Source organism: Paenibacillus sp. FSL L8-0435, assembly GCF_037965655.1.
Classification (GTDB): domain Bacteria; phylum Bacillota; class Bacilli; order Paenibacillales; family Paenibacillaceae; genus Paenibacillus.
Genome location: NZ_CP150185.1, coordinates 5,430,503 through 5,457,109, shown reverse-complemented (window position 1 = coordinate 5,457,109; position 26,607 = coordinate 5,430,503). Strand labels below are relative to the sequence as shown.

General features: G+C 47.2%; 22 protein-coding genes and 1 pseudogene. 18 read left to right on the top strand and 5 right to left on the bottom strand.

Features of this window, described 5'->3' with window-relative positions; all coding sequences use genetic code 11:
* Positions 1 to 12 precede the first annotated feature (12 nt).
* The 11 genes from NST33_RS24260 (at position 13) to NST33_RS24210 (ending at position 13,562) form a co-directional block, all read left to right on the top strand.
* Positions 13 to 1,080 carry an AI-2E family transporter gene (locus NST33_RS24260; RefSeq protein WP_076212453.1) on the top strand — a complete coding sequence of 356 codons (1,068 nt, stop codon included), beginning with the start codon at positions 13 to 15 and terminating at the stop codon, positions 1,078 to 1,080.
* A gap of 434 nt (positions 1,081 to 1,514) precedes the next feature.
* Positions 1,515 to 4,136, top strand: coding sequence for an alanine--tRNA ligase (gene alaS, locus NST33_RS24255; protein ID WP_221824743.1), 2,622 nt, complete (start codon positions 1,515 to 1,517; stop codon positions 4,134 to 4,136).
* Between the two features lie 129 nt (positions 4,137 to 4,265).
* Positions 4,266 to 4,526, top strand: a complete 261-nt coding sequence (locus NST33_RS24250; RefSeq protein WP_036616950.1) for an IreB family regulatory phosphoprotein — start codon at positions 4,266 to 4,268, stop codon at positions 4,524 to 4,526.
* A 128-nt stretch (positions 4,527 to 4,654) separates the two neighbouring features.
* Entirely contained in the window at positions 4,655 to 5,071 is a 417-nt protein-coding gene (gene ruvX / locus NST33_RS24245) for a Holliday junction resolvase RuvX (RefSeq protein WP_036616953.1), read from the top strand.
* Positions 5,072 to 5,083: 12 nt separating this feature from the next.
* Positions 5,084 to 5,383 (top strand): DUF1292 domain-containing protein, encoded by a 300-nt coding sequence (locus tag NST33_RS24240; protein WP_017686820.1) that lies wholly within the window; start codon positions 5,084 to 5,086, stop codon positions 5,381 to 5,383.
* The gene (locus NST33_RS24235; protein ID WP_047844066.1) at positions 5,384 to 5,698 is read left to right on the top strand and encodes a DUF1292 domain-containing protein; all 315 of its coding nucleotides are present in this window, start codon (positions 5,384 to 5,386) and stop codon (positions 5,696 to 5,698) included.
* A 76-nt stretch (positions 5,699 to 5,774) separates the two neighbouring features.
* The gene (mltG, locus tag NST33_RS24230) at positions 5,775 to 6,815 is read left to right on the top strand and encodes an endolytic transglycosylase MltG (protein WP_243391439.1); all 1,041 of its coding nucleotides are present in this window, start codon (positions 5,775 to 5,777) and stop codon (positions 6,813 to 6,815) included.
* 14 nt (positions 6,816 to 6,829) lie between these two features.
* Positions 6,830 to 7,759 (top strand): peptidase U32 family protein, encoded by a 930-nt coding sequence (locus NST33_RS24225; RefSeq protein ID WP_339305442.1) that lies wholly within the window; start codon positions 6,830 to 6,832, stop codon positions 7,757 to 7,759.
* Positions 7,760 to 7,776: 17 nt separating this feature from the next.
* Positions 7,777 to 9,105 carry a U32 family peptidase gene (locus tag NST33_RS24220; RefSeq protein WP_221824739.1) on the top strand — a complete coding sequence of 443 codons (1,329 nt, stop codon included), beginning with the start codon at positions 7,777 to 7,779 and terminating at the stop codon, positions 9,103 to 9,105.
* Between the two features lie 234 nt (positions 9,106 to 9,339).
* On the top strand, positions 9,340 to 11,628 hold the full coding sequence (locus tag NST33_RS24215; protein ID WP_339305440.1) for a methyl-accepting chemotaxis protein: 2,289 nt from the start codon (positions 9,340 to 9,342) through the stop codon (positions 11,626 to 11,628).
* Positions 11,629 to 11,828: 200 nt separating this feature from the next.
* A complete protein-coding gene (locus tag NST33_RS24210) occupies positions 11,829 to 13,562 on the top strand; it encodes a penicillin-binding transpeptidase domain-containing protein (protein WP_339305438.1) in 1,734 nt (577 codons plus the stop codon).
* Here the strand turns inward: NST33_RS24210 and NST33_RS24205 are convergent.
* On the bottom strand, positions 13,541 to 14,737 hold the full coding sequence (locus NST33_RS24205) for an AI-2E family transporter (protein ID WP_221824734.1): 1,197 nt from the start codon (positions 14,735 to 14,737) through the stop codon (positions 13,541 to 13,543). The two genes, NST33_RS24210 and NST33_RS24205, sit on opposite strands and share 22 nt — an antisense overlap.
* Before the next feature lie 174 nt (positions 14,738 to 14,911).
* Between NST33_RS24205 and NST33_RS24200 the strand changes: the two genes are divergently transcribed.
* Positions 14,912 to 16,315, top strand: coding sequence for a polysaccharide deacetylase family protein (locus NST33_RS24200; RefSeq protein ID WP_339305436.1), 1,404 nt, complete (start codon positions 14,912 to 14,914; stop codon positions 16,313 to 16,315).
* Positions 16,316 to 16,399: 84 nt separating this feature from the next.
* Here NST33_RS24200 and ilvD read toward each other — a convergent pair whose 3' ends face one another.
* The 3 genes and pseudogenes from ilvD to NST33_RS24185 all read right to left on the bottom strand — a co-directional run bounded on the left by ilvD (position 16,400) and on the right by NST33_RS24185 (position 19,809).
* Entirely contained in the window at positions 16,400 to 18,085 is a 1,686-nt protein-coding gene (ilvD, locus tag NST33_RS24195) for a dihydroxy-acid dehydratase (protein WP_074096200.1), read from the bottom strand.
* A gap of 317 nt (positions 18,086 to 18,402) precedes the next feature.
* A pseudogene (locus NST33_RS24190) lies at positions 18,403 to 18,645 on the bottom strand (general stress protein); the annotation flags it as partial.
* Between the two features lie 123 nt (positions 18,646 to 18,768).
* Positions 18,769 to 19,809 carry a fucose 4-O-acetylase gene (locus tag NST33_RS24185; RefSeq protein WP_221824732.1) on the bottom strand — a complete coding sequence of 347 codons (1,041 nt, stop codon included), beginning with the start codon at positions 19,807 to 19,809 and terminating at the stop codon, positions 18,769 to 18,771.
* Between the two features lie 222 nt (positions 19,810 to 20,031).
* Here NST33_RS24185 and NST33_RS24180 point away from each other — a divergent pair, with 222 nt between their 5' ends.
* From NST33_RS24180 to mgrA, 6 genes are all read left to right on the top strand, one after another.
* Entirely contained in the window at positions 20,032 to 20,997 is a 966-nt protein-coding gene (locus NST33_RS24180; RefSeq protein WP_221824731.1) for a sugar kinase, read from the top strand.
* An 87-nt stretch (positions 20,998 to 21,084) separates the two neighbouring features.
* Positions 21,085 to 21,750 carry a bifunctional 2-keto-4-hydroxyglutarate aldolase/2-keto-3-deoxy-6-phosphogluconate aldolase gene (locus tag NST33_RS24175; protein WP_017686833.1) on the top strand — a complete coding sequence of 222 codons (666 nt, stop codon included), beginning with the start codon at positions 21,085 to 21,087 and terminating at the stop codon, positions 21,748 to 21,750.
* A gap of 94 nt (positions 21,751 to 21,844) precedes the next feature.
* Positions 21,845 to 22,609: an alpha/beta fold hydrolase gene (locus NST33_RS24170; protein WP_221824730.1), complete on the top strand. Its 765-nt coding sequence runs from the start codon at positions 21,845 to 21,847 to the stop codon at positions 22,607 to 22,609.
* Positions 22,610 to 22,673: 64 nt separating this feature from the next.
* Complete coding sequence (locus tag NST33_RS24165; RefSeq protein ID WP_221824729.1) at positions 22,674 to 23,441, top strand: HAD family hydrolase; 768 nt, start codon at positions 22,674 to 22,676, stop codon at positions 23,439 to 23,441.
* 234 nt (positions 23,442 to 23,675) lie between these two features.
* Positions 23,676 to 24,416, top strand: a complete 741-nt coding sequence (locus tag NST33_RS24160) for an NAD-dependent protein deacylase (RefSeq protein ID WP_339305432.1) — start codon at positions 23,676 to 23,678, stop codon at positions 24,414 to 24,416.
* Between the two features lie 78 nt (positions 24,417 to 24,494).
* The gene (mgrA, locus tag NST33_RS24155) at positions 24,495 to 25,502 is read left to right on the top strand and encodes an L-glyceraldehyde 3-phosphate reductase (protein ID WP_036674510.1); all 1,008 of its coding nucleotides are present in this window, start codon (positions 24,495 to 24,497) and stop codon (positions 25,500 to 25,502) included.
* An 80-nt stretch (positions 25,503 to 25,582) separates the two neighbouring features.
* On the opposite strand, the gene NST33_RS24150 is transcribed toward mgrA, so the two are convergent.
* Positions 25,583 to 26,557 (bottom strand): AraC family transcriptional regulator, encoded by a 975-nt coding sequence (locus NST33_RS24150; RefSeq protein WP_339305430.1) that lies wholly within the window; start codon positions 26,555 to 26,557, stop codon positions 25,583 to 25,585.
* Positions 26,558 to 26,607: the final 50 nt, after the last annotated feature.

Below are 26,607 nucleotides of genomic sequence, written 5' to 3'. Positions count from 1 at the left end.
GGAGAGATGCAAGTGGAGCAATTAACCAAAAACAAGCTGTTCCGTTACGCGATCTGGCTGCTGCTCGGATTGATCATTTTATATTTTATATGGCTACTGCGGCCTTTACTGCTTCACATATATGCGTTCCTGAAAACAGTGCTGGCACCCTTTATCGTAGCCCTTATCATATCCTATGTACTCAATCCGATTGTCAGCATGCTGGGAGGGCGCAAGGTGCCGCGTACGATTGCGGTACTACTCATATATGCCTTTTTCCTGACCTGCCTCGGTGTCATTCTGATGAATGTGATTCCGGTATTGATTGAACAGCTGGGGGAACTCAACGAGCATATGCCGGAACTGTCCATGCGTGCCCAGAGCCTGATGAACAATATGGATCACAAATTAATGCCGCCAAGTGTGCGAACAGGCATGAACAGTTGGTTTTTTCAGATGGAGGATCGACTAACTCAGGGAATTACTGTGCTCATGGACAATATCGGGGCGACCATTAATGTGTTATTCAATGTGTTTATCGTGCCATTTCTGATCTTTTATATGTTAAAAGACTTTGAGGTGTTTGAGCGCACCATTGTGGCGTATCTTCCGCGTTCACGTCGTAAAGCGATTGTCTCGGTGATGAAAGAGATCGATACTGCACTGGGGAACTACATTCGGGGACAGTTTATTGTCTGTGTCATTGTTGGTATCTTTGCCTACATTGGTTATATCGTCATTGATATGCCGTATGCCCTGCTGCTTGCAAGCATTGTAGCTGTGTTTAACATTGTGCCCTACTTGGGGCCGTTCCTCGGAGCTGCTCCTGCTGTGGTCATGGCATCAACCGTATCGTTTAAAATGGTACTACTTGTTGTCATTGTGAACACACTGTGCCAGGTGTTGGAGAGTAACGTTATTTCTCCTCAGGTGGTGGGACGTACGTTGCATCTGCATCCACTGTCGATTATATTTGCACTGCTCGTCGGAGGTGAACTGGCAGGCATTGTAGGTTTAATTTTGGCAGTACCTGTTTTTGCCGTGCTGAAGGTGATTGTGCAACACTTTTTCGCCTATTACATCAAACGAAGGACCGACTAAATAGCAGGGTAAAACATCAACGAGGCCGCGTTGACACCCGCTTGTGCTACCGATATAATGAGTGTGTATGTTTAGAACATGAAATCGATGATGAAATAAAGTACGCCGAGGGTTCCTTTCCTCAGAGAATAGACTTCATCGGATCAGGGTGAGCCTGAACTGATGGCTGGAAGAGTCTTGAAAGATGAAGCGGCGGAAAGCTAATTTCGGAGTGCAGGACAACCCTGCCGGGAGCGACCGTTATTTCGCATGAACGAGGAGATTGTTTGTTTGTCCGGGCAGCAAGGGATAAACAGCAATAACCAGGGTGGTACCGCGATAACATCGTCCCTGATTATTCAGGGGCGTTTTTTGTGTTTATTTTTACCAAAACAATGTTGACCAACCGGAGCGAATACGCAACGGACTATTATAATTTAATGGGGGCATCCAGTATGAAAGCCAGTGAAATCCGGTCCAAATGGATAGAGTTTTTTGCAAGTAAAGGTCACAAAATCGAGCCGAGCGCATCGCTCGTGCCTCACAACGATCCTTCTCTTTTGTGGATCAATGCAGGTATGGCACCGCTCAAACCATATTTTGACGGACGTGAGAAGCCGGAGAACCCGCGTCTAGCGAACTCCCAAAAATGTATCCGTACCAATGATATCGAGAATGTTGGTAAAACGCGTCGTCACCATACGTTCTTCGAAATGCTCGGCAACTTCTCTATTGGAGATTACTTCAAGGAAGAAACGGTTACTTGGGCGTGGGAATTCTTGACCAGCAAAGAGTGGATCGGATTCGATCCGGAACGTCTTTCCGTAACGGTATATCCGGAAGATGAAGAAGCTTTCAAACTGTGGAACGAAAAAGTGGGACTGCCTGCTGAGCGTATCATTAAATTGGATGAAAACTTCTGGGATATCGGCGAAGGCCCATGTGGACCTTGTACCGAGATCTTCTATGACCGCGGCGAAGCTTACGGAAACGACATGAGTGATCCTGAAATGTATCCAGGTGGGGAAAACGAACGTTATCTGGAAGTATGGAACCTGGTATTCTCCCAGTTCAACCATAACAAGGACGGCAGCTACACACCGCTTCCTAACAAAAACATTGATACAGGAGCAGGTTTGGAGCGTTTTGCATCCATTCTGCAAAATGTGGATTCCAACTTCGACACAGACCTGTTCCAACCGATGATTCAAAGAACAGCCGCTCTTGCGGGTGTGAAATATAACGACAGTGTAGAGATTGATGTTGCACTGAAAGTCATTGCCGATCATATCCGTACGGTTGCTTTTGCAGTAGGTGATGGCGTTCTGCCAAGTAATGAAGGACGTGGATATGTCATCCGTCGCTTGCTTCGCCGTGCAGTTCGTTATGGAAAAGTGCTTGGACTTGACCGTCCATTCCTGTATGAATTGACAACAACCGTTGGTGAAGTGATGGGCATGTACTACCCTGAGGTAGTAGACAAACAGGAGTTCATCGCCAAAGTAATCAAAACCGAGGAAGAGCGTTTCCACGAAACACTAACAGATGGTCTGGCTATTCTGGCTGATATCAGCGGCACAGCCAAATCCGAAGGACGCACCGTTATTAGCGGACCTGAAGCTTTCAAGCTGTATGATACGTACGGTTTCCCGTTTGACCTGACAGAAGATTATGCTGCAGAGCATGGACTGACTGTGGATCGTGAAGGTTTTGATGCTTCCATGCAGAAACAACGTGAGCTTGGACGTGCTGGACGTCAAGAGAACGAGAGCATGAAAGTCCAAGGCGGACCACTTGCTGACCTGGAGGTTAAAAGCGAGTTTGTTGGTTATACTGACCTGTTGACGGAAGCAAAAGTGGTAGCCATCGTAGCTGGTGATGCCCTTGTTGAATCTGTAGGCGAAGGACAAACGTGTCAGGTTGTTCTGGACAAAACTCCGTTCTACGCGGAAAGTGGCGGTCAAGTGAGTGATCAGGGCTTGCTGCGAGGTGCTGGTGTATCAGCGAAAGTACAAGGTTTGTTCAAAGCTCCACTCGGACAACATGTACATCTGGTAACTGTGGAGTCTGGTGAACTGCGTGTAGGCGATGTGATCAATGCCGAAGTAGACTCAGCTAAACGTGGCGACATTATCAAAAACCATACAGCTACCCACTTGCTGCACAAAGCGCTCAAAGATGTGCTCGGCACACACGTAAATCAGGCAGGATCGCTCGTAGAGCCACAGCGTCTGCGTTTTGACTTCTCTCACTTCGGCAGCATTACGCCGGAAGAGTTGACAGAGATTGAGCGTCAAGTGAACGAACAGATCTGGAATCGTCTGAACGTGAACATCGAGCTCAAAGCTATTGATGAAGCCAAAGAAATGGGCGCGATGGCCCTGTTTGGCGAAAAATATGGAGATATTGTACGTGTTGTTCAAGTCGGAGACTACAGTTTGGAACTTTGTGGCGGCTGTCACGTAAATAATACTTCAGAGATCGGAATCTTCAAACTGGTGAGCGAGAGCGGAATTGGCTCCGGCGTACGCCGGATCGAAGCTGTAACTGGCCGCGGCGCATATCTGTATGTGGAAAGCCAGTTGGAACTGCTTAAACAATCAGCAGCACTGCTCAAAGCAAATGTGGCTGATGTACCTAAACGGATTGAAGGTCTGAACCAACAACTGAAAGAAGCAGCCAGAGAGACTGAATCCCTGCAAAGCAAGCTGAGTGCCATGGAAGCGGGTCAATTGACCGATCAAGTGGTACAAGCAGGAAATACACAATTGCTGGCAGCACGCGTAGATGCTCCGAACATGGATGCGCTGCGTACAGTGGCAGATGAGTTGAAAGTAAAATTGCCTAACGCAGTACTCGTATTGGGTGCTCCAGCGGACGGCAAAGTGAATTTTGTTGTAGCAGTACCTGCTGAACAAGTAAAACAAGGATTACACGCAGGCAAAATCGTCAAAGAAGTCGCAGCAGTATGCGGCGGTGGCGGTGGTGGACGTCCAGATATGGCGCAAGCCGGAGGTAAGGATGCGACCAAGCTGGATGAAGCGCTGAAACTGGCGGTTTCGTTAATTAGCCAGTAAAGGACAAGCAAAAAACACAATTGCCTTATCCTTTGTTTACTTGTGGCAGTCAGAATATGTTATTATATAAACAGAAATCAATTCGGCAGGACATGGTCCCCATGTTCATGCAGGAGCGAGGTGTCATCAATGGACTCCATGGATAAGACGGTTAAATTTAATGTGAAAGGTGACGAACAGGAAGCATCATCCAAAGAGATTCTTCTCACGGTATATGATGCATTGGTCGATAAGGAGTATAATCCGATCAACCAGATTGTTGGGTATCTGATTTCTGGAGACCCGGCATACATTCCTCGTCACAACAACGCACGTAGTCTGGTCCGTAAAAAGGAGCGCGATGAGCTGATTGAAGAGCTTGTACGTTCCTATCTGGCCAATCACCGGTAATGTACGCCGCTTCCGCTGTGTTGCAGCCTTGCAGGCAGCGGGAAATGAACCGACAGAAGACAGCCTGAAGCTTGAGAAGGCGATTATTTGTAATCGACCTAAGCAGGCCCCAGGATGGGAGAGCATGGATGAAAATATTAGGTTTGGACTATGGGGACCGAAGAATCGGAGTTGCCGCGAGTGACGCCTTCGGTTGGACTGCCCAGGGATTGGAAGTGCTAGAACGCCGCCGTGATGAAGGCGAGTTCGCTCGGATTGCCGAACTTGTGCGTGAGCATGAGATTAGTGAGATCGTAGTCGGACTTCCCAAAAACATGAACGGCACCGTAGGACCGCGCGGTGAGATATGCATTGCTTTTGCCGATCGCCTGCGGGATGAACTGAATTTACCTGTTCACCTTTGGGATGAACGGCTGACAACCATGGCAGCAGAACGTACGCTGATCGAAGCGGATGTCAGTCGGAAAAAACGCAAACAGGTTGTGGACAAAATGGCCGCAAGCTTGATTTTGCAAAATTATTTGGATGCCAATAGTAGAAGGTGAGGGGGATCAACAATGGCTGAAGATCAACTGGGTATGGAAGAAGAAGCGGAAATTATTTACATTGCGGATGACGAGGGTAATGAAGAGGAATTCGAAGTCATCATGAAGTTTGAAGTAGATGGTTCGGAGGCCAAGTACATGATGGTTGCTCCGGTTGAACCTGAAGATGGCGAAACGGATGTATATGCATTCCGTTATGAAGAAGAGGGCGACGATATTAAACTTTTCGTCATCCAAGATGATGCCGAATGGGATATCGTCGAGGAGACGTTTAATACATTTCTTGCTGAAGATGAAGAGGAAGCGAACTAAATGACGGAATATAGCCGCAAAGACCTGAAATGGACAGATTCACTGCGTCTGGCATTCGGTGCTCATGTTGAGCTCGAGGAAGAGAACGGTAAATCACAACCGTATGACTTGTTGGCTGAGTTCGAAGTGAACGGTCAGCAGTACGCGGTGCTCCGCAGTTCGTTGCGACCTTATGACGAGGTTGAACTTCTGCGGGTATCACCTGGAAGTGAAGACCAGATCATGCCAGAGTTAGTTACGATCGACGATGATGATGAGTGGGAGAATATCTCGGAACTGTATGATGAGTGTACACTCCCCATTGACGAAGATTAAATCAGCTTCAAATTGAAGAAACCGGGAGGGCGGAGAAGTCCGCTCTTTTTGGTTGTGTAAAGGAGTTGTTTCTTTTTTGAAAGGGAAAGCAATTGTAGTCATACTGCTTATCATTGTAGTTCTTGTCGGAGGCGCAGGCGGTTACGTATGGAGTATGATGCGTCCTGTGGAAGCTTCTACAGAACCGGTCGTATTCGAGATTAAGAGCGGATCGGGAACTTCGAAAATCGCGGATCAGCTTCAAGAAGAAGGCCTTATTCGTAGCGGGTTAACCTTTAAAGGGTATTTAAAGTGGAAGAAACTAGGTTCTAATTTCATGGCGGGTACATATTCAATGAATCCTGGCGTGACATATGATGAGATTGTTAGCAAGCTGAGTAGTGGTGAAGTTGTACCGGAGGAAATGGTGAAATTTACGATTCCGGAGGGTTATAACGTTCTGCAAATGGCGGGTAAGCTTTCTTATGAGCATGTTGTAGATCGGGATGAATTCATCAAGCTGGCCAATGATCCTTCGGCCTTTGATGTAGATATCATCAAAGATATTCCAGTGGATGAAGAACTTCGCTACGTATTGGAAGGGTATCTATTCCCGGAGACGTATGAGCTGAAAAAGGGAAGTTCCACGCATGATGTGATGCAACGGATGCTGGAAGAATTCCAGACCAAGATTAATTCCATTCCTGATTTGGAAGCCAAGCTCCAGGAAAAGAATCTTTCCTTGCATGAGCTGCTGACCATTGCGTCACTTGTGGAGAAAGAAGTTGTAGTGGATGAGGAACGTGCTCTGGTTGCAGGTGTAATCTACAATCGGATCAATCAGGATATGAAGCTGGAGATTGATGCTACCGTGCAATATCTGCTCGACAGACCGAAGGAACGATTGTTTTTCAAGGATCTAAAGGTGAAAAGTCCCTATAATACGTACCTGAACAAAGGCTTGCCACCAGGTCCAATTGCCAGTCCAAGTCTTCCGTCCATTGAGGCAGCGCTAAATCCGGAAGCTTCGGAGTATCTGTTCTATGTGACAAAAAAGGATGGCTCGTCTGGACATCTATTTGCCAAAACGTATAAGGAACACCAGCAAAATATAGCCAAAAGTAAGGCTGCGCAATAAGCGGAGGGGATTATATGAGTAAGAAACATGAACTGCTCGTTACAGCAGCGAATGTGAAAGAGGCAGAAGTGCTGCTTCAGGCGGGAGCAGATGCTCTGGTTATTGGAGATGATCGATTCGGCATGCGTCTTCCAGGCAGCTTTAGCGTGGAAGAGACAGCAGAGGTGGTTGCCATTGCAGCCAAACATCAGGCGCGTGTGTATGTATCCATGACTAATCTGATGTCCAACGAACTGTTGAAAGAATTGCCTGAATATGTCCAAGCACTTGGCAGAATCGGTATTGATGGTGTGGAGTTTAATGATCCATCCGTGCTGGCTACCATGAAGGAATACGCGCGACATGTGAAGTTGCACTGGAATGCGGAAATGACTTCAACGAACTATGCGACGGCCAACTATTGGGGAACCAAGGGAGCTAGTCGCGTTGTACTTGCCCGAGAGTTGAATATGGACGAGTTGACGGAAATGGTTCCTTTTTTGAAGGTGGAAGCTCAGGTTCAGGTGCATGGCATGACGAATATTTATCATTCCAAGCGCAGTCTGGTGCAAAGTTATATGGCTCATCAAGGGCGGCCGGTTGAGGGACATCTGGGCAAAGAGCGGGGATTGTTCCTGATCGAGGCTGAACGTCGAGATGAGAAATTCCCGATCTACGAGGATATTAACGGTACACACATTATGAGCTCTGAGGATATATGTATCCTCGAAGACCTTCATCTGTTGATGGAGGCGGGTGTGCACAGTTTCAAAATTGAAGGTATGTTAAAATCACTCACTTACAATGAAGCTGTTGTACGTGCATATCGGACAGCGATTGACAGTTATATAGCCGATTCTGATGCATATGAGTTCTCTGAAGAGTGGCTCGCTGAGGTACGGAAGTTACAGGACCCTGAACGTGAATTGTCGTTTGGATTTTTCTATAAAGAACAAGTGTATTAATAGACGAGGTGAACAGAATGGAAACAGTGGCGGTACAGCGGAAGTTTTCGGGGAAACGTAACCGTCTGGACAAACCGGAGCTGCTAGCTCCGGCGGGTAATCTGGAAAAACTGAAATTTGCGATCCATTACGGTGCAGATGCCGTATATATCGGTGGACAAGCCTATGGACTGCGTTCCAACGCGGATAACTTCAGCTTTGAAGAGATGCGTGAAGGTGTGGAGTTTGCCAAAAAGTATGGAGCCAAGGTGTTCGTAGCGACAAACATCTATGCACATAATGAGGATGTTGAGGGTATCGAAACGTACCTGCAAAACCTCTATAATGCGGGGATCTCTGCGATCATCGTAGCCGATCCGGCTATCATTGAAGTAGCCCTTCGTGCTGTCCCAGGCCTTGAGGTACATCTAAGTACTCAACAATCCACACTCAACTGGCAAGCCGTGAAGTTCTGGAAAGATGAAGGACTTCCACGTGTTGTTCTCGGACGTGAGACCAGCTTTGAAGAGATTGAAGAGATCAAGGCCAATGTGGATATCGAAATTGAAGCCTTTATTCATGGGGCGATGTGTTCCTCGTATTCCGGACGTTGTGTGCTCTCCAATCACTTTACGGATCGGGACTCCAACCGGGGCGGCTGTTGCCAGTCTTGCCGCTGGAAGTATGATCTGTTCGAGGATGCGAGAGAAGATACGGTGTGGGTCAGCGAAGAGGACATGCAGATGAAGGCCCCTGCGACATTCAAACTGGGTGAGAACCAGCTTCCCCTGTTCGAGGAACAGGATAATTCATTCTCCATGGGATCAAAGGATCTGTGCATGATTGGCCATATTCCCGAGTTGATTGATGTGGGAGTGGACAGTTTCAAGATCGAAGGACGTATGAAATCGATCCACTACGTGGCAACTGTGGTTAACGTCTACCGTCAAGCTATTGATTCCTATATGGCAGACCCGGAAAATTATGTTCTGAAACCTGAATGGGTTGAAGAAATGAACAAAGCGGCGAATCGCCCGCTGAATACCGGATTTTTCTATGATACACCAGACCATGAAGATCATATCTATGAACCGGAAGAAAAGGCTGTACCTTTTGACTTCGCTGGCTTGGTCATGGGGTATGATGCTGAAACAGGAATGGCAACCATTCAACAGCGCAATCACTTCAAACCAGGACAGGAAATCGAATTTTTCGGTCCGGGAGGTCACTTTTTCAAACAGGTCGTCGGTGAAATACAGGATGAAGAAGGCAATGTTCTGGATGCTGCTCGTCACCCGTTGCAGCTGATTAAAATGAAGGTAGACCAACCGGTTTCGTACTTCGATATGATGAGAAAAAAGAAGTAGGCTCAAATACCTACGATGTGTCAATATTGTATTATGATTTAACAAAATAGTGTTATGAAATTTACTTAGGGACCTCCGTTTATCGGCAGATGGGGGTCTTTTTTTTATAGAAAAATAGGAATAAAGTTGTAAAATATTTCTGGGAAGTGAAAGGGGAACGAAGAAAGCTGTCGAATACTACATATTTATAGGGGAGAGAAAGAAAAATCCAACAAGTAAATTACTGGCAGGTGAATGGGATTGGTTCAAAAGAAGCAGAAAGACAGTGGGGAGCAAGTGACAAAAGCCGAGCAGGTTAATCCTGAGAAGGTTCAGAAAGTGAAGAAAGAAAAAGTAGTCAAAAGCAAAACAACAGGCACTGGCAAAAGATTGTTTAAGATTGACCGCAGCAAGCTCAAGCTGGGCTGGATCAAGACTGATTGGGTGAAGAAACAATTTAAAAACCGGGATTGGAAAAACCTTGGAGGTTCTTCTTTCCAACAGATTAAGAAGGCAAATCCGGTTAAATCCGTAGGGGTTAAACTGTTCTTGATCTTTTTTGCGGGAATTATGATTTTTGTAGTGAGTTTAGGTCTATTATCCTATTCAAAAGCCAAGGGTACGATAGAGAAAAATGCCTCACGTGCCAATCAGGAGACCATTGATCAGACCAAACAAAAAATGGACATTATTTTGGAGAGATTTGTGGATACATCCACACAGATTTTCTTTGATCCTGAAATGCAGTCCTTGCTACAAAAAATGTCAGATCAAAATCTGACTGCGTATGATACATTCATAAACTCAAGTTCCATCAACAAGCAACTGTCTAATGTTGCATTTACAAATAAATCTATGGAAGCGATTTATTTGGTACCTACGGACGATACAAAGTCCATTATGGGTACAGGCAGCAACAGTTCATCCATGGGCAACATTCGCCAGGAAGCGTGGTACAGTGAGTTGATTGAGGCGGGCGGTTATCGCTGGCTTCCAACTGAGGTCAAGGAAGATGGCTCAACCCCAACGTTTAAAATTGCACGTTCCATGAAAAACCTGCAGGGGACTACTCAGTCGTATGTTCTGGTTATTGAACTGAAACTGGAAGTTTTGGAGGAACAATTGAAATCGCTTGATCTGGGGCAAGGAGCTGTTCTTCAACTGATTGCTCCGGATAATAAAGTGGTTGCATCCTCCATCTCGGATCGTACGGGACAAGATACAGAGCTTGCATTTGTCAAAGAGTTGACCGAACCAGCAGGTAGTACGAATACGGAGTATGTGGTAGATGGCAAATCTACGGAAATGTTGGCTGTATACAGTACGATGGATACATCCAATTGGAAACTGGTTGGTATGATACCTACCTCTGTATTGGTTCAGGATGCAAAGGGCATTCTGACTCTGACCTTGTGGATGGCGCTGATTGATGCGGGGATTGCAGTATTGATCGGGATCTGGATGGTGCGTATGATCGCTCGTCCACTCGGCAAATTGAAAGACCTGATGCAGGAAGGTGCGAAAGGTAATCTTAAAGTTCGTACACCATATAGCTCCAAGGATGAAATTGGTCAGCTCTCGACCGCCTTCAATCTGATGATGGAGCAGATTACTAAGCTGGTTGAACAAACCAATCGTTCTGCGCAGGAAGTATTGGATACAGCCTCTGAGCTGAGCAGTGCATCCAAGAAAACGGCTGTATCTGCTTCGGAGATCGCCGTAGCTACAGAGGAGATCGCAGGCGGTGCAGGCAGTTTGGCAACCGAAGCGGAACGTGGTAATGAATTAACTGACAATATCTCTCGTCAGATGCAGAGTGTAATCGCTGCTAATGAACAGATGGGTGATTCTGCTCGTCATGTAGAGAAGTCCAGTCAGACAGGAACACAACATCTGAATCAGTTGATGACCAAAACCCAGAAGACAGAAGAAATGATTGGTGCACTGGTGAATAAGGTTGATTCGCTGAAAGAGAGCACGTCCTCTGTTCTGAAAGTGCTTGAAGTACTGCAAAACATAACGAAGCAGACCAATATCCTTTCCCTGAATGCAACCATTGAAGCAGCACGTGCCGGTGCAGCCGGACGCGGATTTATGGTGGTGGCTGATGAGGTTCGTCAGCTCGCGGCTCAATCCAGACAATCCATTGAGATGGTTGGAGAGATCACAGACAAAATCATGACTGAAATGAATGAGACCGTGGATGCTTTGTCGGCAGCCTATCCGTTATTCAAGGAACAGATGGATGCGGTTAAAGACACCAACGTCATCTTTGCTTCCGTACAGGAACAGATGGGTGCATTTGTGGAACGTCTGGGCATGGTGACAGGTTCTATTGGAGATTTAAACAAATCTCAAGGTACCTTGTCTGAAGCCATGAGCAATGTCAGCGCTGTAGCTGAAGAATCTTCTGCAACGTCCCAAGAAGTAGCTTCCTTGAGCAGTGAACAGCAAAATATCAGTAACCAGCTGGTCAATCTGTCTGGCAAACTGGAGAATGTGTCTACTGAACTGAAAGAAACCTTGTCACGCTTTACGGTGTAACAAGCCAAGGTTGAAATGAGGAGAACCTGTCCCGCACATGGGACAGGTTTTCTTTTTGTTTACCGGATAATTCCAAGTCATATCAGCAATAATATGTCAAAACGACAAAAGGTGAGATTGGGATGCATCTCCTTGCGAAACGGCGAATCTATATAACTTGTATTCTTCTAACTCTTGTTTTTGGATTGCTTATACTACGATTGGGTTGGGTCCAGATTGTTCAGGTGAATCAGACGATGCCCGGACTTCACCGAACGGTACGGGAAATGTCTGTATTGCAGCGTGAACGCGGGGTGATGCTTGACCCGGGGCGGGGACAATTTACGGATTACAAGGGTGAAGCGTTGACTGGTAAGCTGCAATGGGGATTGGTTCTTTTTCCACAGGCAGGACCATTAGAGACATTACGCAAGCATGGGACATTAGAAGGCTCCGAGATGATACAGTTGGCAGCTATATTACATACCGATCCGGATCAATTGAAGAAGGAATGGAATCAGGAGAATACACCTCATTTCTGGACAGCAGGTTCACATCAGCCTGTTCATTTGACCGCTGCTCAAGTGGAGCGCCTACGTAGTTTGCAGCTGCAAGGAGCTGGCATCTATCCAATGATGACAAGGTATCTCCAGGGGCATACAGGGATGCAGTGGATGGGTTATCTGGCTGAACAGCCCGAGTCCTCCAAGGTTATAACTGGGCATCAGGATGAAGTAAAACAGCCATTTGCTATGAAATCAGGGGCGGCTGGACTGGAGAGGACACTTGAACCCCTGTTAAGGGGAATTGGCCCTACGCTTGTATCACGCATGGTCTCGGGTGGTGGAGAGATTATCCCTGATATTCAGCCACATGTCATTGCACCAGCCAATACCCATTATCCTTTACGTGTAGAAACCACAGTGGATGCTGAGTTACAGCGTGGGTTGGAAGAGTTGACGCAAGAATCTGGATTACAAGAAGGGGCCATTGTTGTGTTAGATGCTGCTAACGCGGATGTTCGTGCCATGATCTCCCGCCCTTTCTATCAGCCACAACATGTGAACCCCAAGCAATCGGCCTGGGGTAATCGTGCAGTGCAGGGAGCCGTACCGGGTTCCATTTTCAAAATTGTCACTGCGGCTGCTGCTTTGGAGTATCATGCGGTTTCTAGCGGAGAAGAATTCCATTGCGGTGGTGAGTACGGAAGATATGGGCTGTCTTGCTGGAAGGAGCATGGGCATGGAGACCTGAATCAGGAGCAAGGATTCGCGGAGTCTTGCAACATCGTATTCGCGGAAACGGCGCGCAGGCTTAGTATGGAGCAACTGGAGAACACGGCTGATCGTCTGGGACTCGCGCGTCCGATTGGCTGGGAGGGGAAGCAGATGGCAGGAATGCCCGTGTTACGACACTTTGATCATGAGGATCACGGTCGTGTGAGAACAGAGACTGTTTCTTCTACTGATGAAGGTGCGAAAATACAGACAGCAATCGGCCAGCGCGATGTCTTGGTCACACCGCTGCAAGCTGCCAATCTGATCGTTACACTGTTACATGATGGAAAGGTTAGTGCACCACGTCTCGTTAAGCGCATCCGATATGCGGATGGTGGCACCATGCTGGAAATGCCCTTGCATGATTCACCTTCAGCATCAGGACAGATTGCTCCCGCAACAGCGCATAAACTGTTATCATGGATGAATAAGGTAGTACGTGAGGGAACAGGAAAATCCCTGCAGCGTGCACGGTGGCATGTTGCAGGGAAATCAGGTACAGCTCAGATACAGAAACATGGAGAGAAGCGCAACAATCAATGGTTCATTGGTTATGGACCGGTAGAACAACCCCGATATGCTGTAGCTGTTCTTGTTCAAAATGTCTCTCCTGACAGCCAACATCAAGCGACGGCTCTATTCAGGAAGGTGATGGACTATTTGGCTGAGTCCTCATGATCCTTCGCAGAAACGGGACGTTGTACAGTAGACTCGGCAGAATTCGCTGATGCCTTACTAACCGGTGGGTCCATGACCAATGGAGAGGATTCAAATTCATCTTTTGGCAGGTGAATCCACTTTTGCAGGTACCCTTGTTGTAACAGTTCTTTCAGAAGGATCAGAAGCACTGGAGATAACACGACACCAGCCAGGCCAAAGATCGAAAGGGAGATCAGCATAAACGAAAGCATCAAGTACGCCGAAGATACACCAATCGAGTTACCCGATATTTTCGGTTCCAGCAATTGTCTTGTCAGCATCGTCACTGCCAGAATCACAATCAGGCCAATCGCCAGGCTACTATTGCCAATAATGAATAAGTAGACGATCCATGGAATAAACACAACAGGAACGCCAAGCAATGGTACCAGATCAAAAACCGCACAGACTGCCGCAATGGTAAAGGCGTTAGAGGTTCCCAAAATCAACAAACCTGCATAAATCAATACAAACGTAATGAGCATCATGATCATCTGTGCCTTCAGATACGAGCGGATTGTCTTGAACACGTGATTACGCATGAATTCAATAGCTAACTTTAATGTTTTGGGCGTTTTCGCACGGGCGAACTTGCGCCAGGACTCAATCTCGATACTCAGGAAAAATGCCAGAATAATCGCAATTCCGAAGTTCGTAATAAAAGAAGAGAATGAACTGAGGAAACCTACGACGAATTGCGCGCCGCTAGTTACCCATTTGGACAGGAATCCGGTCAGTGTTGCAAAATAATCATTCGCTTTTTCCATAACTCCATCAGGGAGAGCATCTGACTTGTCCTGAATGAATAACACCAGATTGGTGAATTCACGTTGTATCATCTCAATGTATACGGGGAAATTATCTTGCAGATTGGAAATTTGTGAAATGATAATTAAGCCCACACCAAAAAAGGCAGCGACAATCAATGCAAGAAACAACAAGACGGAGATGGCGGCTCCAAGCGTCTTGGGCATTCCTTTGCGATGTAAAAATTTGGCCAGCGGTTCAATCATCCAATACACGATGAATGATAGAAAGACTGGTGCAGCCACTTGGTATAATTGACTGAAACTGTACATGATCACATACACGGTTAATATGAGCAATGCGATGTCAAAGACAGTTCGCCCGTATTTTTTGTAAAGCGGTAGCATGGACATGGCTCCTTTGATGGCAATAATTAGATTGTATTTATTGTACACGATAGCTATCTTTTTGGGAAAACAGGATTCAAGAAAAGTCTGAATTATGATAAAATTAAAGGCGGTTTATTTTAGATAGTGCCATCGTGCACCGTAATTCAGCAGGAGAAGTGGGGAGCTTGCAACATGACAATGATACTTCAGAGTATTCTACTGTGGTTATTGTATCTTTCATCTTTTTACGCCTTTATTCCAAGTTTGATTAGCAGGCTTTTTGGTTTTCGTGTATTTCGACGGGGAAGAAGTGATACACAATTTGCATTAACATTTGACGATGGGCCAGATCCACATTATACGCCGAGACTACTCGATCTGCTTCGTCTGCATCAAGCAAAAGCCACATTTTTTGTTGTTGGAGAACATGCTGCGAGTCATCCTGAACTCATTCAGCGCATACATGACGAAGGTCATCTTATTGGCATTCATAATTATATTCACAAGACGAACTGGCTCATGCGGCCGCGTACTGTTCGTGATCAGATTCAGCGAACAGGTCAGATTATTCATGAAGTAACCGGTGTGAAGACTTGTTATTATCGTCCGCCGTGGGGGATTATGAATCTGTTTGATTTTTTCAGTAAGAAAGAGCGAAAGATTGTACTGTGGTCTTCCATGTTTGAGGACTGGAGAAGCCGAGTAGGTGCCCAGAGATTGACCGAACGGATGCTGAAGGAACTGAGAGGCGGAGAGGTCATGCTGCTGCATGATCGAGGAACGACCCTTGGTGCTGATGCACGCGCGCCGGAGCAGATGCTTCAGGCGCTGGAAGTCGTCTTGCAGGAAGCTGAACGGCTAGGCCTGCAAAGCGTACGCGTTGATACGTTGATGGGAGGTATCACAGTGAGCGAATCTCAGAACAAAACGCAATTACAGACACCATTGAAGCTATGGAAACGAATCGTTGTTGCCTTATGGCTGGGCTGGGAGAAGTTGTTCCACTGGGTGTATCATCTACGGACGGCTTCGCCAGAGGACCCCATGCTGCACTTCAGATCACGTGTATATCACGGAGCACGGGTGGAGATGAATGACGGCCATGTCATTCAAAATGGAGATCCGGTGATAGAACTGCATTTTGACAATCAAAAGTTGTTTGAACTTGGAGTGACATCACGTTCCAGTATGCATTTGGCTATTCGCATGATTCGGACCATGGAACAGCAATTGCCGGATCTGGCACGCATGGTGGCACTCGAACCTGAGTTACAATCTGCCAAGGCCATATACGGTGTGAGTATGATTAACAGAGGTCCGGAAAAATTTGGATTTACCATACAAGAATTGCCTCCTGGTCCGTTCAGTGCTGCATCTAAAGTATACCTGAAACTGCTCTTAAGTGTGATCCATCCTGCCGGAACCAAACGCCTGAAACAGCGTGCAGAACAATTGGTACCCAAGATGATTGCTATGCCGCTGGATCTACTGTTGGAACGTTACGGTCAACATACTATGCAGGTGGCAGCAACGGTAGAAGAATCCAGAGATGAATCATTGTTAATTGAACAAGAGATATTGCCAGAGCGGAACTAACGGACTGATCTTACCAACCAGCAAAAGAAAAGGGTTGCCCTTCGCCAGATTTGGCAGAAGAGTAACCCTTTATTGATTAATGAATTAGATACTCAGTACGCCACCGTTGCTTGCATTGGTAACCAGTTTGGAATAACGAGCCAGGTAACCGGTTTTTACTTTCGGTTCAAAGCCTTTCCAACCTGCACGACGACGTTCAAACTCTTCGTCACTGATGTGCAATTCGATGATACGGTTGTTCAGATCCAGCTCGATGATGTCTCCTTCTTCAACAAAGGCGATTGGACCACCTTCAGCTGCTTCCGGAGAGATATGTCCGATACTGATTCCGCGGGATGCGCCAGAGAAGCGTCCATCGGTGATCAGACCGACTTTAGCACCCAACCCCATACCTACGATTTGGGAAGTAGGAGCCAACATCTCAGGCATACCTGGTCCGCCTTTTGGTCCTTCATAACGGATAACAACAACATGTCCTTCTTTTACTTTGCCGTTAGCAATGCCTTCGAGCGCTTGCTCCTGGGAGTCAAAGCAGATGGCAGGACCTTTGTGGTATCCGCCAACCGAAGCATCAACAGCACCAACCTTGATGATAGCGCCTTGTGGTGCAAGGTTACCAAACAATACAGCCAGGCCGCCTTTTTCGGAATGCGGGTTATCCAGGTGGTGAATGACATTTGTATCCTGAATTTCTTTTCCTTCAACGTTCTCACGGATCGTTTTACCCGTTACGGTAATGCAGTCACCGTGAATCGCGCCTGGTTTCTTGAGCAATTCGTTCAGCACTGCGCTTACGCCGCCTGCATTGTGAACGTCTTCGATGTGAAGATCGGAAGCAGGTGCAAGTTTCGCCAGATGCGGAACGCGGTTAGCTACTTCATTGATGCGCTCGATTGGATACTCGATGCCAGCTTCATGAGCCAGTGCCAGCGTGTGCAGTACTGTATTCGTAGATCCACCCATCGCCATATCCAGTGCAAACGCGTTATCGATCGCTTCTACAGTAACGATATCACGTGGTTTCAGATCCATTTTAATAAGTTCCATTAGTTGTTTAGCAGATTGTTTAACAAACTCACGACGCTCAGGAGCAACAGCCAGGATGGTTCCGTTACCTGGCATAGCCAGTCCCATCGCTTCAGCCAGACAGTTCATGGAGTTCGCTGTGAACATACCGGAGCATGATCCACAGGTTGGACAACCGAACTGTTCAAGCTCAAGCAAGCTCTTGTCATCGATTTTACCTGCTTGGTAAGCACCTACGCCTTCAAATACAGAGGTCAAGGACAGAGCTTTACCATTGCTGTCACGACCGGCTTTCATCGGACCACCGCTGACAAACACGGTAGGGATATTACAGCGGAGTGCACCCATCATCATGCCGGGTGTAATTTTATCGCAGTTCGGGATACATACCATGCCGTCGAACCAGTGTGCAGATACAACGGTTTCCACGGAATCCGCGATAATGTCACGGCTTGGCAGCGAGTAACGCATACCAATGTGTCCCATGGCAATTCCGTCATCTACACCGATGGTGTTGAATTCGAATGGAACGCCACCGGCTTCACGAATAGCATCCTTTACAATTTTACCGAATTCCTGCAGGTGAACGTGGCCGGGCACGATATCGATGTAAGAGTTACATACGGCAATAAATGGCTTGCCGAAATCCTCTTCTTTAACGCCCGCTGCGCGGAGCAAACTCCGGTGTGGTGCACGGTCAAAACCTTTTTTGATCATATCGGAACGCATCTTCTTGGCTGACATGGTGTATTCCCCCCAAATATATAATATTGAGCAACATGAATGGAAAAGTAAATGGCAGTGCATCTGTCGTTTAATTTCATCCGTACTCTAAAAAAAAGGACCGGCATGCCGGTGTCGAGCTCCCCGTAGTTTGTGAAATTCTTTGCTGCTTTAAACCCGTGAACACCCGGTTTTTCTATTGAGTCTATCACAACCGTCGTCATATTTCTACAATCAATAGAAAGAAGCCTCAAACCATTTTCATGGAATTAGACTTCTTGATTTGCGGAAAAGCTATGATCATGTTTCGATGTGGCGAGCGGAATTCATTAGTTGCTTCCACCTTTGCGTCCAATCTCACGATAGAATTCCTTATTATGAGTTTCGGAGGTTGCTTCGCCGCCCTTGCGACCAATCTGCTTGTAAAAGTCAGTGTCATGGGCATCTGAAGTCGCTTCTCCACCTTTTTTTCCAATCATCTGGTAGAAGCTTCGATCATGGTTCTTGGAAGTGGCTTTACCACCTAATCTGCCAGCTTCCTCACGGCTCATCTTGCGTTCTGACGTCGGTTGACGTGCCATTACAAATCACTCCTTACAACGATAAGTTGTTTTTTGTAGCGCGTATCCCTAATTTACCACCTTATTTCCAGCCTGAAACAACACAGCAGGATAGAACGGATGGTGAAGAGATCCGTCAGAGCATTAGGCCGACCGTTTAAACACCTCAGGTCGATGGAAAGAAAATCGGGATATATCCGGTTCAATTAAGGGTTTGAACGTGTGACGTACAGCCGGCAGAGCCAGGGTGACTGCGAAGAGTACGGCAATGACAAGTATGACTGGAATATACGCCGAGCTTCCCATATAACTGTAGACTCCGGACCAGACCGCGAGACGAACGAGAAACCCATGCAGCAGGAATACATAGAGTGTGCGTCGTCCAAGGTCCGTCAGTCTGGAAGTCAAGGAAGGTACCCAGGCCAAGAACAGTACTGCCGATGCGATCTCCAATAGGTAGACTCCAAGTCGGAAGATGCCGGCATACCATTCGTGGTGACCCAGTTCGGCGTACGTCATGCTGCCGAGTAACCATCCGGATGAAATATTCAAACCACCATACCCGATCCATACCAACAGTGCAGCAGAGAGGATGGCTGCGGTTTTTCGCCCCCAACCGGATAATAAATGTGAACGGATGGTTGCTCCATAGTCATAACCGATGACAAAGAACGGCAGAAATACAAACGTACGGCTGAAGCTGAGCCAGAACCCGTCGATGGGCAAATACCCGGCAATTATACCGAGCGCAATCGATCCAATCAGCCGATATATCGGTTTCCAGGAAATCGTCAGACGAAGCAGCAGTCGCCAACAGAAATGACTCGCGAGAAACCATAACAGCAAGTAAGGTGCAAAGAAGGAAAGCCGCATATGGGGTGTATGGAATACGGTAAAGTCCATCAATGCGTATAAGGACTGAAACAGTACGTACTGTAGTGCAATCTGCTTCAGGACGTTTCGCCCAGATGCACCTTGGAGTGAGTGTGTCGCAAAATACCCGGTTACCCATACAAAGAGCGGCATGTGAAACGTATATATCCACAGGAACAGAGCTTCGGCTCCTGCAAAACGTGTAATGAGTGGTTCAAGTGCATTGCCAGCAAGGACACAGACGATAAGAATAAAGCGCAGATTGTAAAAGAAAGATTCCTGATCATCCCGGATCAGTGTCTGATTTTTCATGGTGTAGCCCCCTTATAGATCCTGGTTGAAAGGTCATTTGCATCTGTAATAAGGGTAATATGGATGTGTATTCTCTATTGTGATTTAATTCACATTTGTAAGCGTTATCTTTTCTCAAAGCTGTGACAACAAAATGAACACAACGGGATTGACAACGGTTGCATAGAGGATGACAATAGTAAAAGAAGATGAGGGAATGTAAATATAAGGAGGGAAGAAATCATGTCAACGAGTCCTTATCCAAGCCCGGAAATTATTACGTTTGGGGAGAGTATGGGTTTGCTGACTGCCAAGGATACAAGAGGGCTGGAATATGCAGCCACACTGGACAAGTCTTTCGGGGGGGCTGAGAGCAATCTGGCTATTGGCGTATCACGCCTGGGGCATACCAGTGGTTGGTTTGGACGTTTGGGCAATGATCCGATCGGCAGTATGATACTGAAAGCCATTCGCGGTGAAGGCGTAGATGTATCCCGGGTAAGGTTAAGTGATCACGAGCCGACTGGTTTGATGATTCGTGAGAACGCTTCCGGGAAAGCCTCGGTGCATTATTATAGGAAGCTATCTGCTGCAAGTGCGATCACACCTGATGATCTGGATCCCGACTATATTGCCGGGGCGAAGATATTGCACGTTACGGGTATAACGGCAGCGATAAGCACGTCCGGACTTGCTACGGTAGAGGCTGCCATACATATTGCCAAACAGGCAGGGGTGAAAGTAAGCTTTGATCCAAATCTGCGTCTCAAACTATGGTCTGCGGATGAGGCCCGTCCAGTTTTACTGCGTTTAGCTGAACTGGCAGACTACTTTTTACCGGGTCTGGACGAGATGAAACTTCTATATAACGAAGAAAATGATCAAAAAGTACTTGAGCGTTTATCTGCCATGAATGCTGTGTGCATCGTGAAGGGTGGCCCTGATTTGACCTACGTATTGGCGAATGGTACCCTAACGGAAGTTCCGTACTTTAAGGCGGATTATGTTCTGGATACGGTAGGAGCAGGAGATGGTTTCTGTGCGGGATTTTTATCGGGTTTATTAAAAGGATACTCCCCGCAGGAAGCAACCCGTCTCGGCAATTTGACCGGTTCCATGGTTATACAGGCTGTTGGCGATTGGGAGGCGCTCCCGACGTGGGGGCAGGTCGAGGCCAAGCTGAACAACGTTGCCCATGTTGAGCGTTAGTCGCTCTGGAATCATATATGGCTCATCTTCGTTCTTAAATGTAAGGCTTGTATACACAACCACCACATTGACAAGGGAGAGAATGAAATGAAGAAGCTTCAGCTGTTGCAAAAGATTACGGACAATGGGGTTGTGGCAGTTCTGCGTGCAGATTCTGCTGATCAAGTCATTGCCATGGCCGAGCAAGCGATTGCGGGTGGTATTAAAGTTATCGAGATTACGATGACAGTACCCAGTGCACTCAAAGCCATTGAAAAGTTAAGCCGTGTATACCATTGGAACACACAAGATCCAGAGAAATTCGCGATTATTGGTGCGGGAACGGTGCTTGAACCGCAAACGGCGAGAGCGGCTATCATGTCGGGTGCCGAGTTTGTAGTTGGACCTTCCCTGAACCCGGATACGGTTCAGATCTGCAACCTGTATCGAATTCCGATTCTGCCTGGTGTGATGACGATTGCTGATGTTCAACGCGCATTGGAACTCGGCGTGGACATTGTGAAGTTGTTCCCGGGTAATCTGTATGATCCTTCGATTATCAAAACGATGAAGGGCCCTATGCCGCAGGCGAATTTTATGCCAACTGGCGGGGTATCCTTGTCTAATCTGGGGGATTGGATCAAGGGTGGAGCAGTGGCTGTAGGGATTGGTTCCGACTTGACATCGGAAGCTGTGAAGACGGGTGACCTGAGTCATGTCCGTCGCAAAGCGGAACAATATATGGATGCTTACCGCAAGGCCAAGGCAGAATAATATTTTTTCAATTCGGAGAAGGGGAGCCTGATGAACAAAGGCTCCCAATTCTGTGAGCCGCGGCACCTGCGGAAGTGAAGAAAGGTGATTAAAGTTGAGAAATCGGTATAATACAGGGCGCAAGAAGAGGGGCATCGGGAAATTCCTGCTCGTACTTCTGGCGCTCATTGTCATTGGATGTGGATTTGTTGCGTGGAAATTATTCACACCATACGGTCCACAGGAATCAGCTCAAACAGCCATGGAAACAGCCAATCGGGTGACGGTGAGTGAACAAGAGAACTGGATTGATTTTGTGCCAGATAAACCGATTGGAAAAAGTGTACTTTTCTACCCTGGTGGGCTGGTGAAACCGGAAAGTTATGCACCACTCGCGCATGAGCTGGCTGCTGCGGGTCATCACACCATTATTGCCAAGATGCCAGTTAACCTGGCAGTGCTTAAGCCAAACTTGGCAGATGAGATTCTGGCCGCCTATCCAGACGAACAATTCGTTATGGGTGGACACTCTCTCGGCGGGTCCATGGCTGCACGTTATGTAGCAGCACATCCAGATGCACTTCATGGGATCTTCTTCTTGGCATCTTACCCGGATGAAAAAGGGAGTGTAATGACACTGGGAATACCTGCTTTAACCATTTTGGGTACTAAAGATGAGGTTGTGAATATGACCAAGTATCAGAGTGGACGTATGTATTTGCCCGTGGAGACGGTGTACTACACCATTGAAGGTGGAAACCACGCCCAGTTCGGTGATTATGGTCATCAAAAAGGAGATGGCAAGCCGGAAGTGAGTGGAGAAGAACAGTTGAATCAGACGCTCAAGACAGTACTGGCTTGGTTAAGTACGATCAAATAGATTTTGATTATTCTGCATTAAGGGCTGTATGCATGTATAGCATAACTTGATGGAGGTGATACGGATGACCATGCTTCAAGTGTATGGAGTGCAGATCCCATGTAAAGGTATCCTGTTCGATAAAGATGGAACACTGTTGGAATTCCTCCAGCTATGGGGGCCGTGGGCAGAGACGTTGCTGAGTCAGTTACAATCACGTATGAATGAGCTTGGAGCTTCATTTACGGTTGAACGGGAGCACGTCCTGGGCACCATTCATAATGCAGAAGGTCATATTGTCGGCTATGATCCGCAAGGCCCACTGGCCATTGCGACTGTGGATGAATGTACGGGATTGCTTGCCGGCCAGCTGTATGCAGCAGGCATGCCATGGAATGAAGCGATCACAACGATACGCCAATTTTCAAGTGTGGCCATGAAATCGGTAAGGGAGCGCAAATCGGCTGAACCGATGCCAGGATTACTTGCTTTCTTAGACAGTTGCAGGGCAGCAGACATACAGCTGGCAGTCGTCACTTCAGACAGTACAGCGGCAGCAGAAACACATCTGGATTGGATGGGGATTCGTTCCTTTTTCACCTCCATTGTGGGCTGTGATCGGGTGACACAGGGCAAACCAGATGGAGAAGCAGCCCTCCTGGCTTGCCGTGAATTACATATCGATCCTGCGAAGGCCGTTGTAATTGGAGACAGTAATGGGGATATGCAGATGGGGCGGCACGCAGAGGTATCCTATACCCTCGGTTACTGTCCGCAGTTAGATCAAGGATCTCACCTGGTTGATGCCCATGCCATTATTCGTCATTATAATGAGATAAGCGTTATTTTATAAGTCACCCTGGCTTGGTTGAACGATATAAATTGAACTCAACATTTACACAAAACGGAGAGGACAGAAATAACCTGAAGAAACGGAGTGTTCGCCTTTATCCTCGGATTTTTCCCTTTAGAAAGGAATCAAAAAAATCTGTGGATAACAGCGATCGGAAGGTTGTTCTGTCATCGGAGTGGCCAGTGTAAATATTCTTTAGTTCAATTTATATAGTAAACAAAAGGAGGAGAGAGGATGAACGCAACAGAACAACTGGCTGCCTGGATTCAGGAAAGCTCCCGGATTGTTTTTTTCGGAGGGGCCGGAACTTCAACGGAAAGCGGGATTCCCGACTTCCGCTCGGCTGCGGGTCTGTATCAGACGGAGCAACATTCGCCTTATCCACCGGAAGAGTTATTAAGCCGACATTTTTTTGATCAACATGCCGATATTTTTTATGATTTTTATCGTGGCAAAATGCTTCATCCAGATGCGGAACCGAATGGGTGCCATCGACTATTGGCCCGTCTGGAGCAGGCGGGAAAACTTCAGGCAGTGATCACGCAAAATATCGACGGACTACATCAGAAGGCAGGTAGTAGCAATGTTTTTGAACTTCACGGTTCAATTCATCGTAATGCCTGCATGGATTGCAAGCAGTTTTATACGCTAAATGATATTATACAGTCCCAAGATACCGTGCCTCGCTGTAACAGATGTGGTGGTGTGATCAAGCCGGATGTGGTGCTGTACGAAGAGGAACTGGATCAGACGACATTGTACCGCTCCATTGATGCACTGTCTTCTGCAGATCTGTTACTCGTGGGAGGCACTTCACTGACGGTATATCCAGCGGCTCAGTTAATTACGTATTTTCAGGGAAAACATACCGTTCTGCTCAACGCTACACCTACCGCTTACGACCGCAGGGCGGATTTGCTGATTACAGAGCCGATTGGTGAGGTAATGAATAATGTGGACCAGCTTCTTGGTTGAACGGATGGACTGAATAACCGCATTCTCCGGCATAGACCGGACACAAGAGGCGGAACCTGGGGAAAGAAGGGATTCATAATGGTCTACGTAGCAAGCGATACTCGCTATGAAACGATGAAATATAACCGCGTTGGACGTTCAGGTTTGAAACTGCCAGCGATTTCACTGGGGCTGTGGCATAATTTTGGCGGTATCAATAACGCTGAGAATGGCCGTAATATGATTACCCGATCATTTGATCTGGGCATTACACATTTTGACCTTGCCAACAATTATGGCCCACCGGCAGGTTCAGCAGAGCAGTTATTTGGACAGGTACTGGCCCAGGATCTGAAACCTTATCGTGATGAACTGGTGATCTCCACCAAAGCGGGTTATTATATGTGGCCCGGGCCGTATGGAGAGTGGGGTTCACGCAAAAATCTGGTATCCAGTCTGAATCAGAGCTTGAAGCGTATGGGCCTGGATTATGTGGATATTTTCTATTCACATCGTTATGATCCCGAAACGCCTTTGGAAGAAACGATGATGGCACTGGATCATATTGTTCGCTCGGGCAAAGCCCTTTATGTAGGGATCTCCAACTATCCCGCAGAGCAGACAAGACAGGCTGCCGAAATTTTGAAAAGTCTGGGTACACCCCTGTTAATCCATCAACCGAAATACTCGCTGCTGGACCGCTGGATTGAAGATGGTTTGCAGGACGTGCTGGATGAGTATGGAACCGGCAGTATTGCATTCTGTCCATTGGCACAAGGTGTGCTCACGAACAAATACTTGAATGGTATCCCGGAAGACTCACGTGCCAAAGGACCATCGGTATTCCTGAATGAAAACAACATTTCTCCAGAGACGCTCCGCAAAGTACGGGCGCTGAACCAGATTGCAGCAGCCCGTGGTCAGAGTTTGGCCCAATTTTCACTCTCATGGGTGCTGCGTAATGGCAGGGTAACATCCGCGTTGATTGGCGCAAGTCGTCCTTCCCAGATTGAAGAGAATGTGGCTGCGCTCAGTCAGCTGGATTTCTCTACAGAGGAATTGGAACGGATTGAATCCATCCTGTCTCCGGAGCCTGATGACAAATAAATAAAGTGCAAAAGGTGCATCTTAGCCATAATGGCGGAATGCACCTTTTTTGTCGTCCGTGGTTCCGTCCGTTATGTTGCTCACCGTTTGTTTTGTTGAGCATTCTGCTGTAACCCCTGATGTAGTGGGCGGGACAGTATTTTCTCTCGATACAAGCTGGGCGCTTCACCGTGAAATCGTTTGAACTGTTTGGAGAAGTACAGCGCGTCTGGCAGTCCGACCGATGCAGATACCTGTTCGATGGACAGATCCGGACGTTCTCTCAGGAGTTGGCGCGACTTGTCGATCCGAAGTTTTAGCAGATAAGTGACCGGTGACAGTCCGGTTTCCTGTTTGAAAATACGGGATAGATACGCACGGTTGTAACCAAGACTCGCTGACATTTGTTCAATGGAGACAGGATAGGCATATTGAGTGGACATATATTGAATCATCTGTTTCACCGTACGTCGGATGGAGGATTCACCGGGAATTAAGGTTTGACCCTGCGAAAGGTGATTCTGTGCTTCAGCTAGAATCATATATAACGTACCCAGTGATGTGAAATGGGAGCTTTCTTTGCGCTCGGCAAAAGCATCCTGCATCACGGATAACCAATCGGAAATTCCACAGGATGGTCCGGCATGAAAAACGGACTTCTCCGGGCGGAATCCCGCCTCGTCAGCATGCTGGGCAGCCTGGCTGCCCGTAAAAGCGATCCAGCGGTATTGCCATGGATTGCGGGCGTGAGACTGGTAACTTACCAGTTGCCCGGGATGAATGAGGAAACAATCCCCTGCGGATAACTCGTAGGTGTGCAGTTCGGTACGGAACGTACCTGCTCCTTTTTCTACATAATGCAGCAGATAATAATCAAACAGTTTGGGCCCAAGGGCGTGACCCGGAAGGGTTTGGCTTGCCCCGGCGAATAGGACATGCAGTGCGCCTTGTTCATAATAGACAGGATTGGAGGCAACCGAATAACTGAGTGCTCCACTCTTACCGGAAGGTGGTTCCTGTATTTTTTCGTTAGAAGATGCAAGGGATTCTTTCTTGAGGTTGGATTGATCTGACATAGTCGTTTCCTTCTTTCCGGGATGCTCCGATCATTATACGTCTTAAGGTC

Excerpts from the sequence above, each read along its gene's own strand:
- NST33_RS24225 (WP_339305442.1), top strand. The coding sequence starts at position 6,830 with ATGAGTAAGAAACATGAACTGCTCGTTACAGCAGCGAATGTGAAAGAG.
- NST33_RS24250 (WP_036616950.1), top strand. The coding sequence starts at position 4,266 with ATGGACTCCATGGATAAGACGGTTAAATTTAATGTGAAAGGTGACGAA.
- alaS (WP_221824743.1), top strand. The coding sequence starts at position 1,515 with ATGAAAGCCAGTGAAATCCGGTCCAAATGGATAGAGTTTTTTGCAAGT.
- NST33_RS24185 (WP_221824732.1), bottom strand. The coding sequence starts at position 19,809 with ATGAAAAATCAGACACTGATCCGGGATGATCAGGAATCTTTCTTTTAC.
- ruvX (WP_036616953.1), top strand. The coding sequence starts at position 4,655 with ATGAAAATATTAGGTTTGGACTATGGGGACCGAAGAATCGGAGTTGCC.
- NST33_RS24240 (WP_017686820.1), top strand. The coding sequence starts at position 5,084 with ATGGCTGAAGATCAACTGGGTATGGAAGAAGAAGCGGAAATTATTTAC.
- NST33_RS24220 (WP_221824739.1), top strand. The coding sequence starts at position 7,777 with ATGGAAACAGTGGCGGTACAGCGGAAGTTTTCGGGGAAACGTAACCGT.
- NST33_RS24175 (WP_017686833.1), top strand. The coding sequence starts at position 21,085 with ATGAAGAAGCTTCAGCTGTTGCAAAAGATTACGGACAATGGGGTTGTG.
- mgrA (WP_036674510.1), top strand. The coding sequence starts at position 24,495 with ATGGTCTACGTAGCAAGCGATACTCGCTATGAAACGATGAAATATAAC.
- NST33_RS24215 (WP_339305440.1), top strand. The coding sequence starts at position 9,340 with ATGGGATTGGTTCAAAAGAAGCAGAAAGACAGTGGGGAGCAAGTGACA.
- NST33_RS24235 (WP_047844066.1), top strand. The coding sequence starts at position 5,384 with ATGACGGAATATAGCCGCAAAGACCTGAAATGGACAGATTCACTGCGT.
- NST33_RS24160 (WP_339305432.1), top strand. The coding sequence starts at position 23,676 with ATGAACGCAACAGAACAACTGGCTGCCTGGATTCAGGAAAGCTCCCGG.
- NST33_RS24200 (WP_339305436.1), top strand. The coding sequence starts at position 14,912 with ATGACAATGATACTTCAGAGTATTCTACTGTGGTTATTGTATCTTTCA.
- NST33_RS24205 (WP_221824734.1), bottom strand. The coding sequence starts at position 14,737 with ATGCTACCGCTTTACAAAAAATACGGGCGAACTGTCTTTGACATCGCA.
- NST33_RS24180 (WP_221824731.1), top strand. The coding sequence starts at position 20,032 with ATGTCAACGAGTCCTTATCCAAGCCCGGAAATTATTACGTTTGGGGAG.
- ilvD (WP_074096200.1), bottom strand. The coding sequence starts at position 18,085 with ATGTCAGCCAAGAAGATGCGTTCCGATATGATCAAAAAAGGTTTTGAC.
- NST33_RS24165 (WP_221824729.1), top strand. The coding sequence starts at position 22,674 with ATGACCATGCTTCAAGTGTATGGAGTGCAGATCCCATGTAAAGGTATC.
- NST33_RS24150 (WP_339305430.1), bottom strand. The coding sequence starts at position 26,557 with ATGTCAGATCAATCCAACCTCAAGAAAGAATCCCTTGCATCTTCTAAC.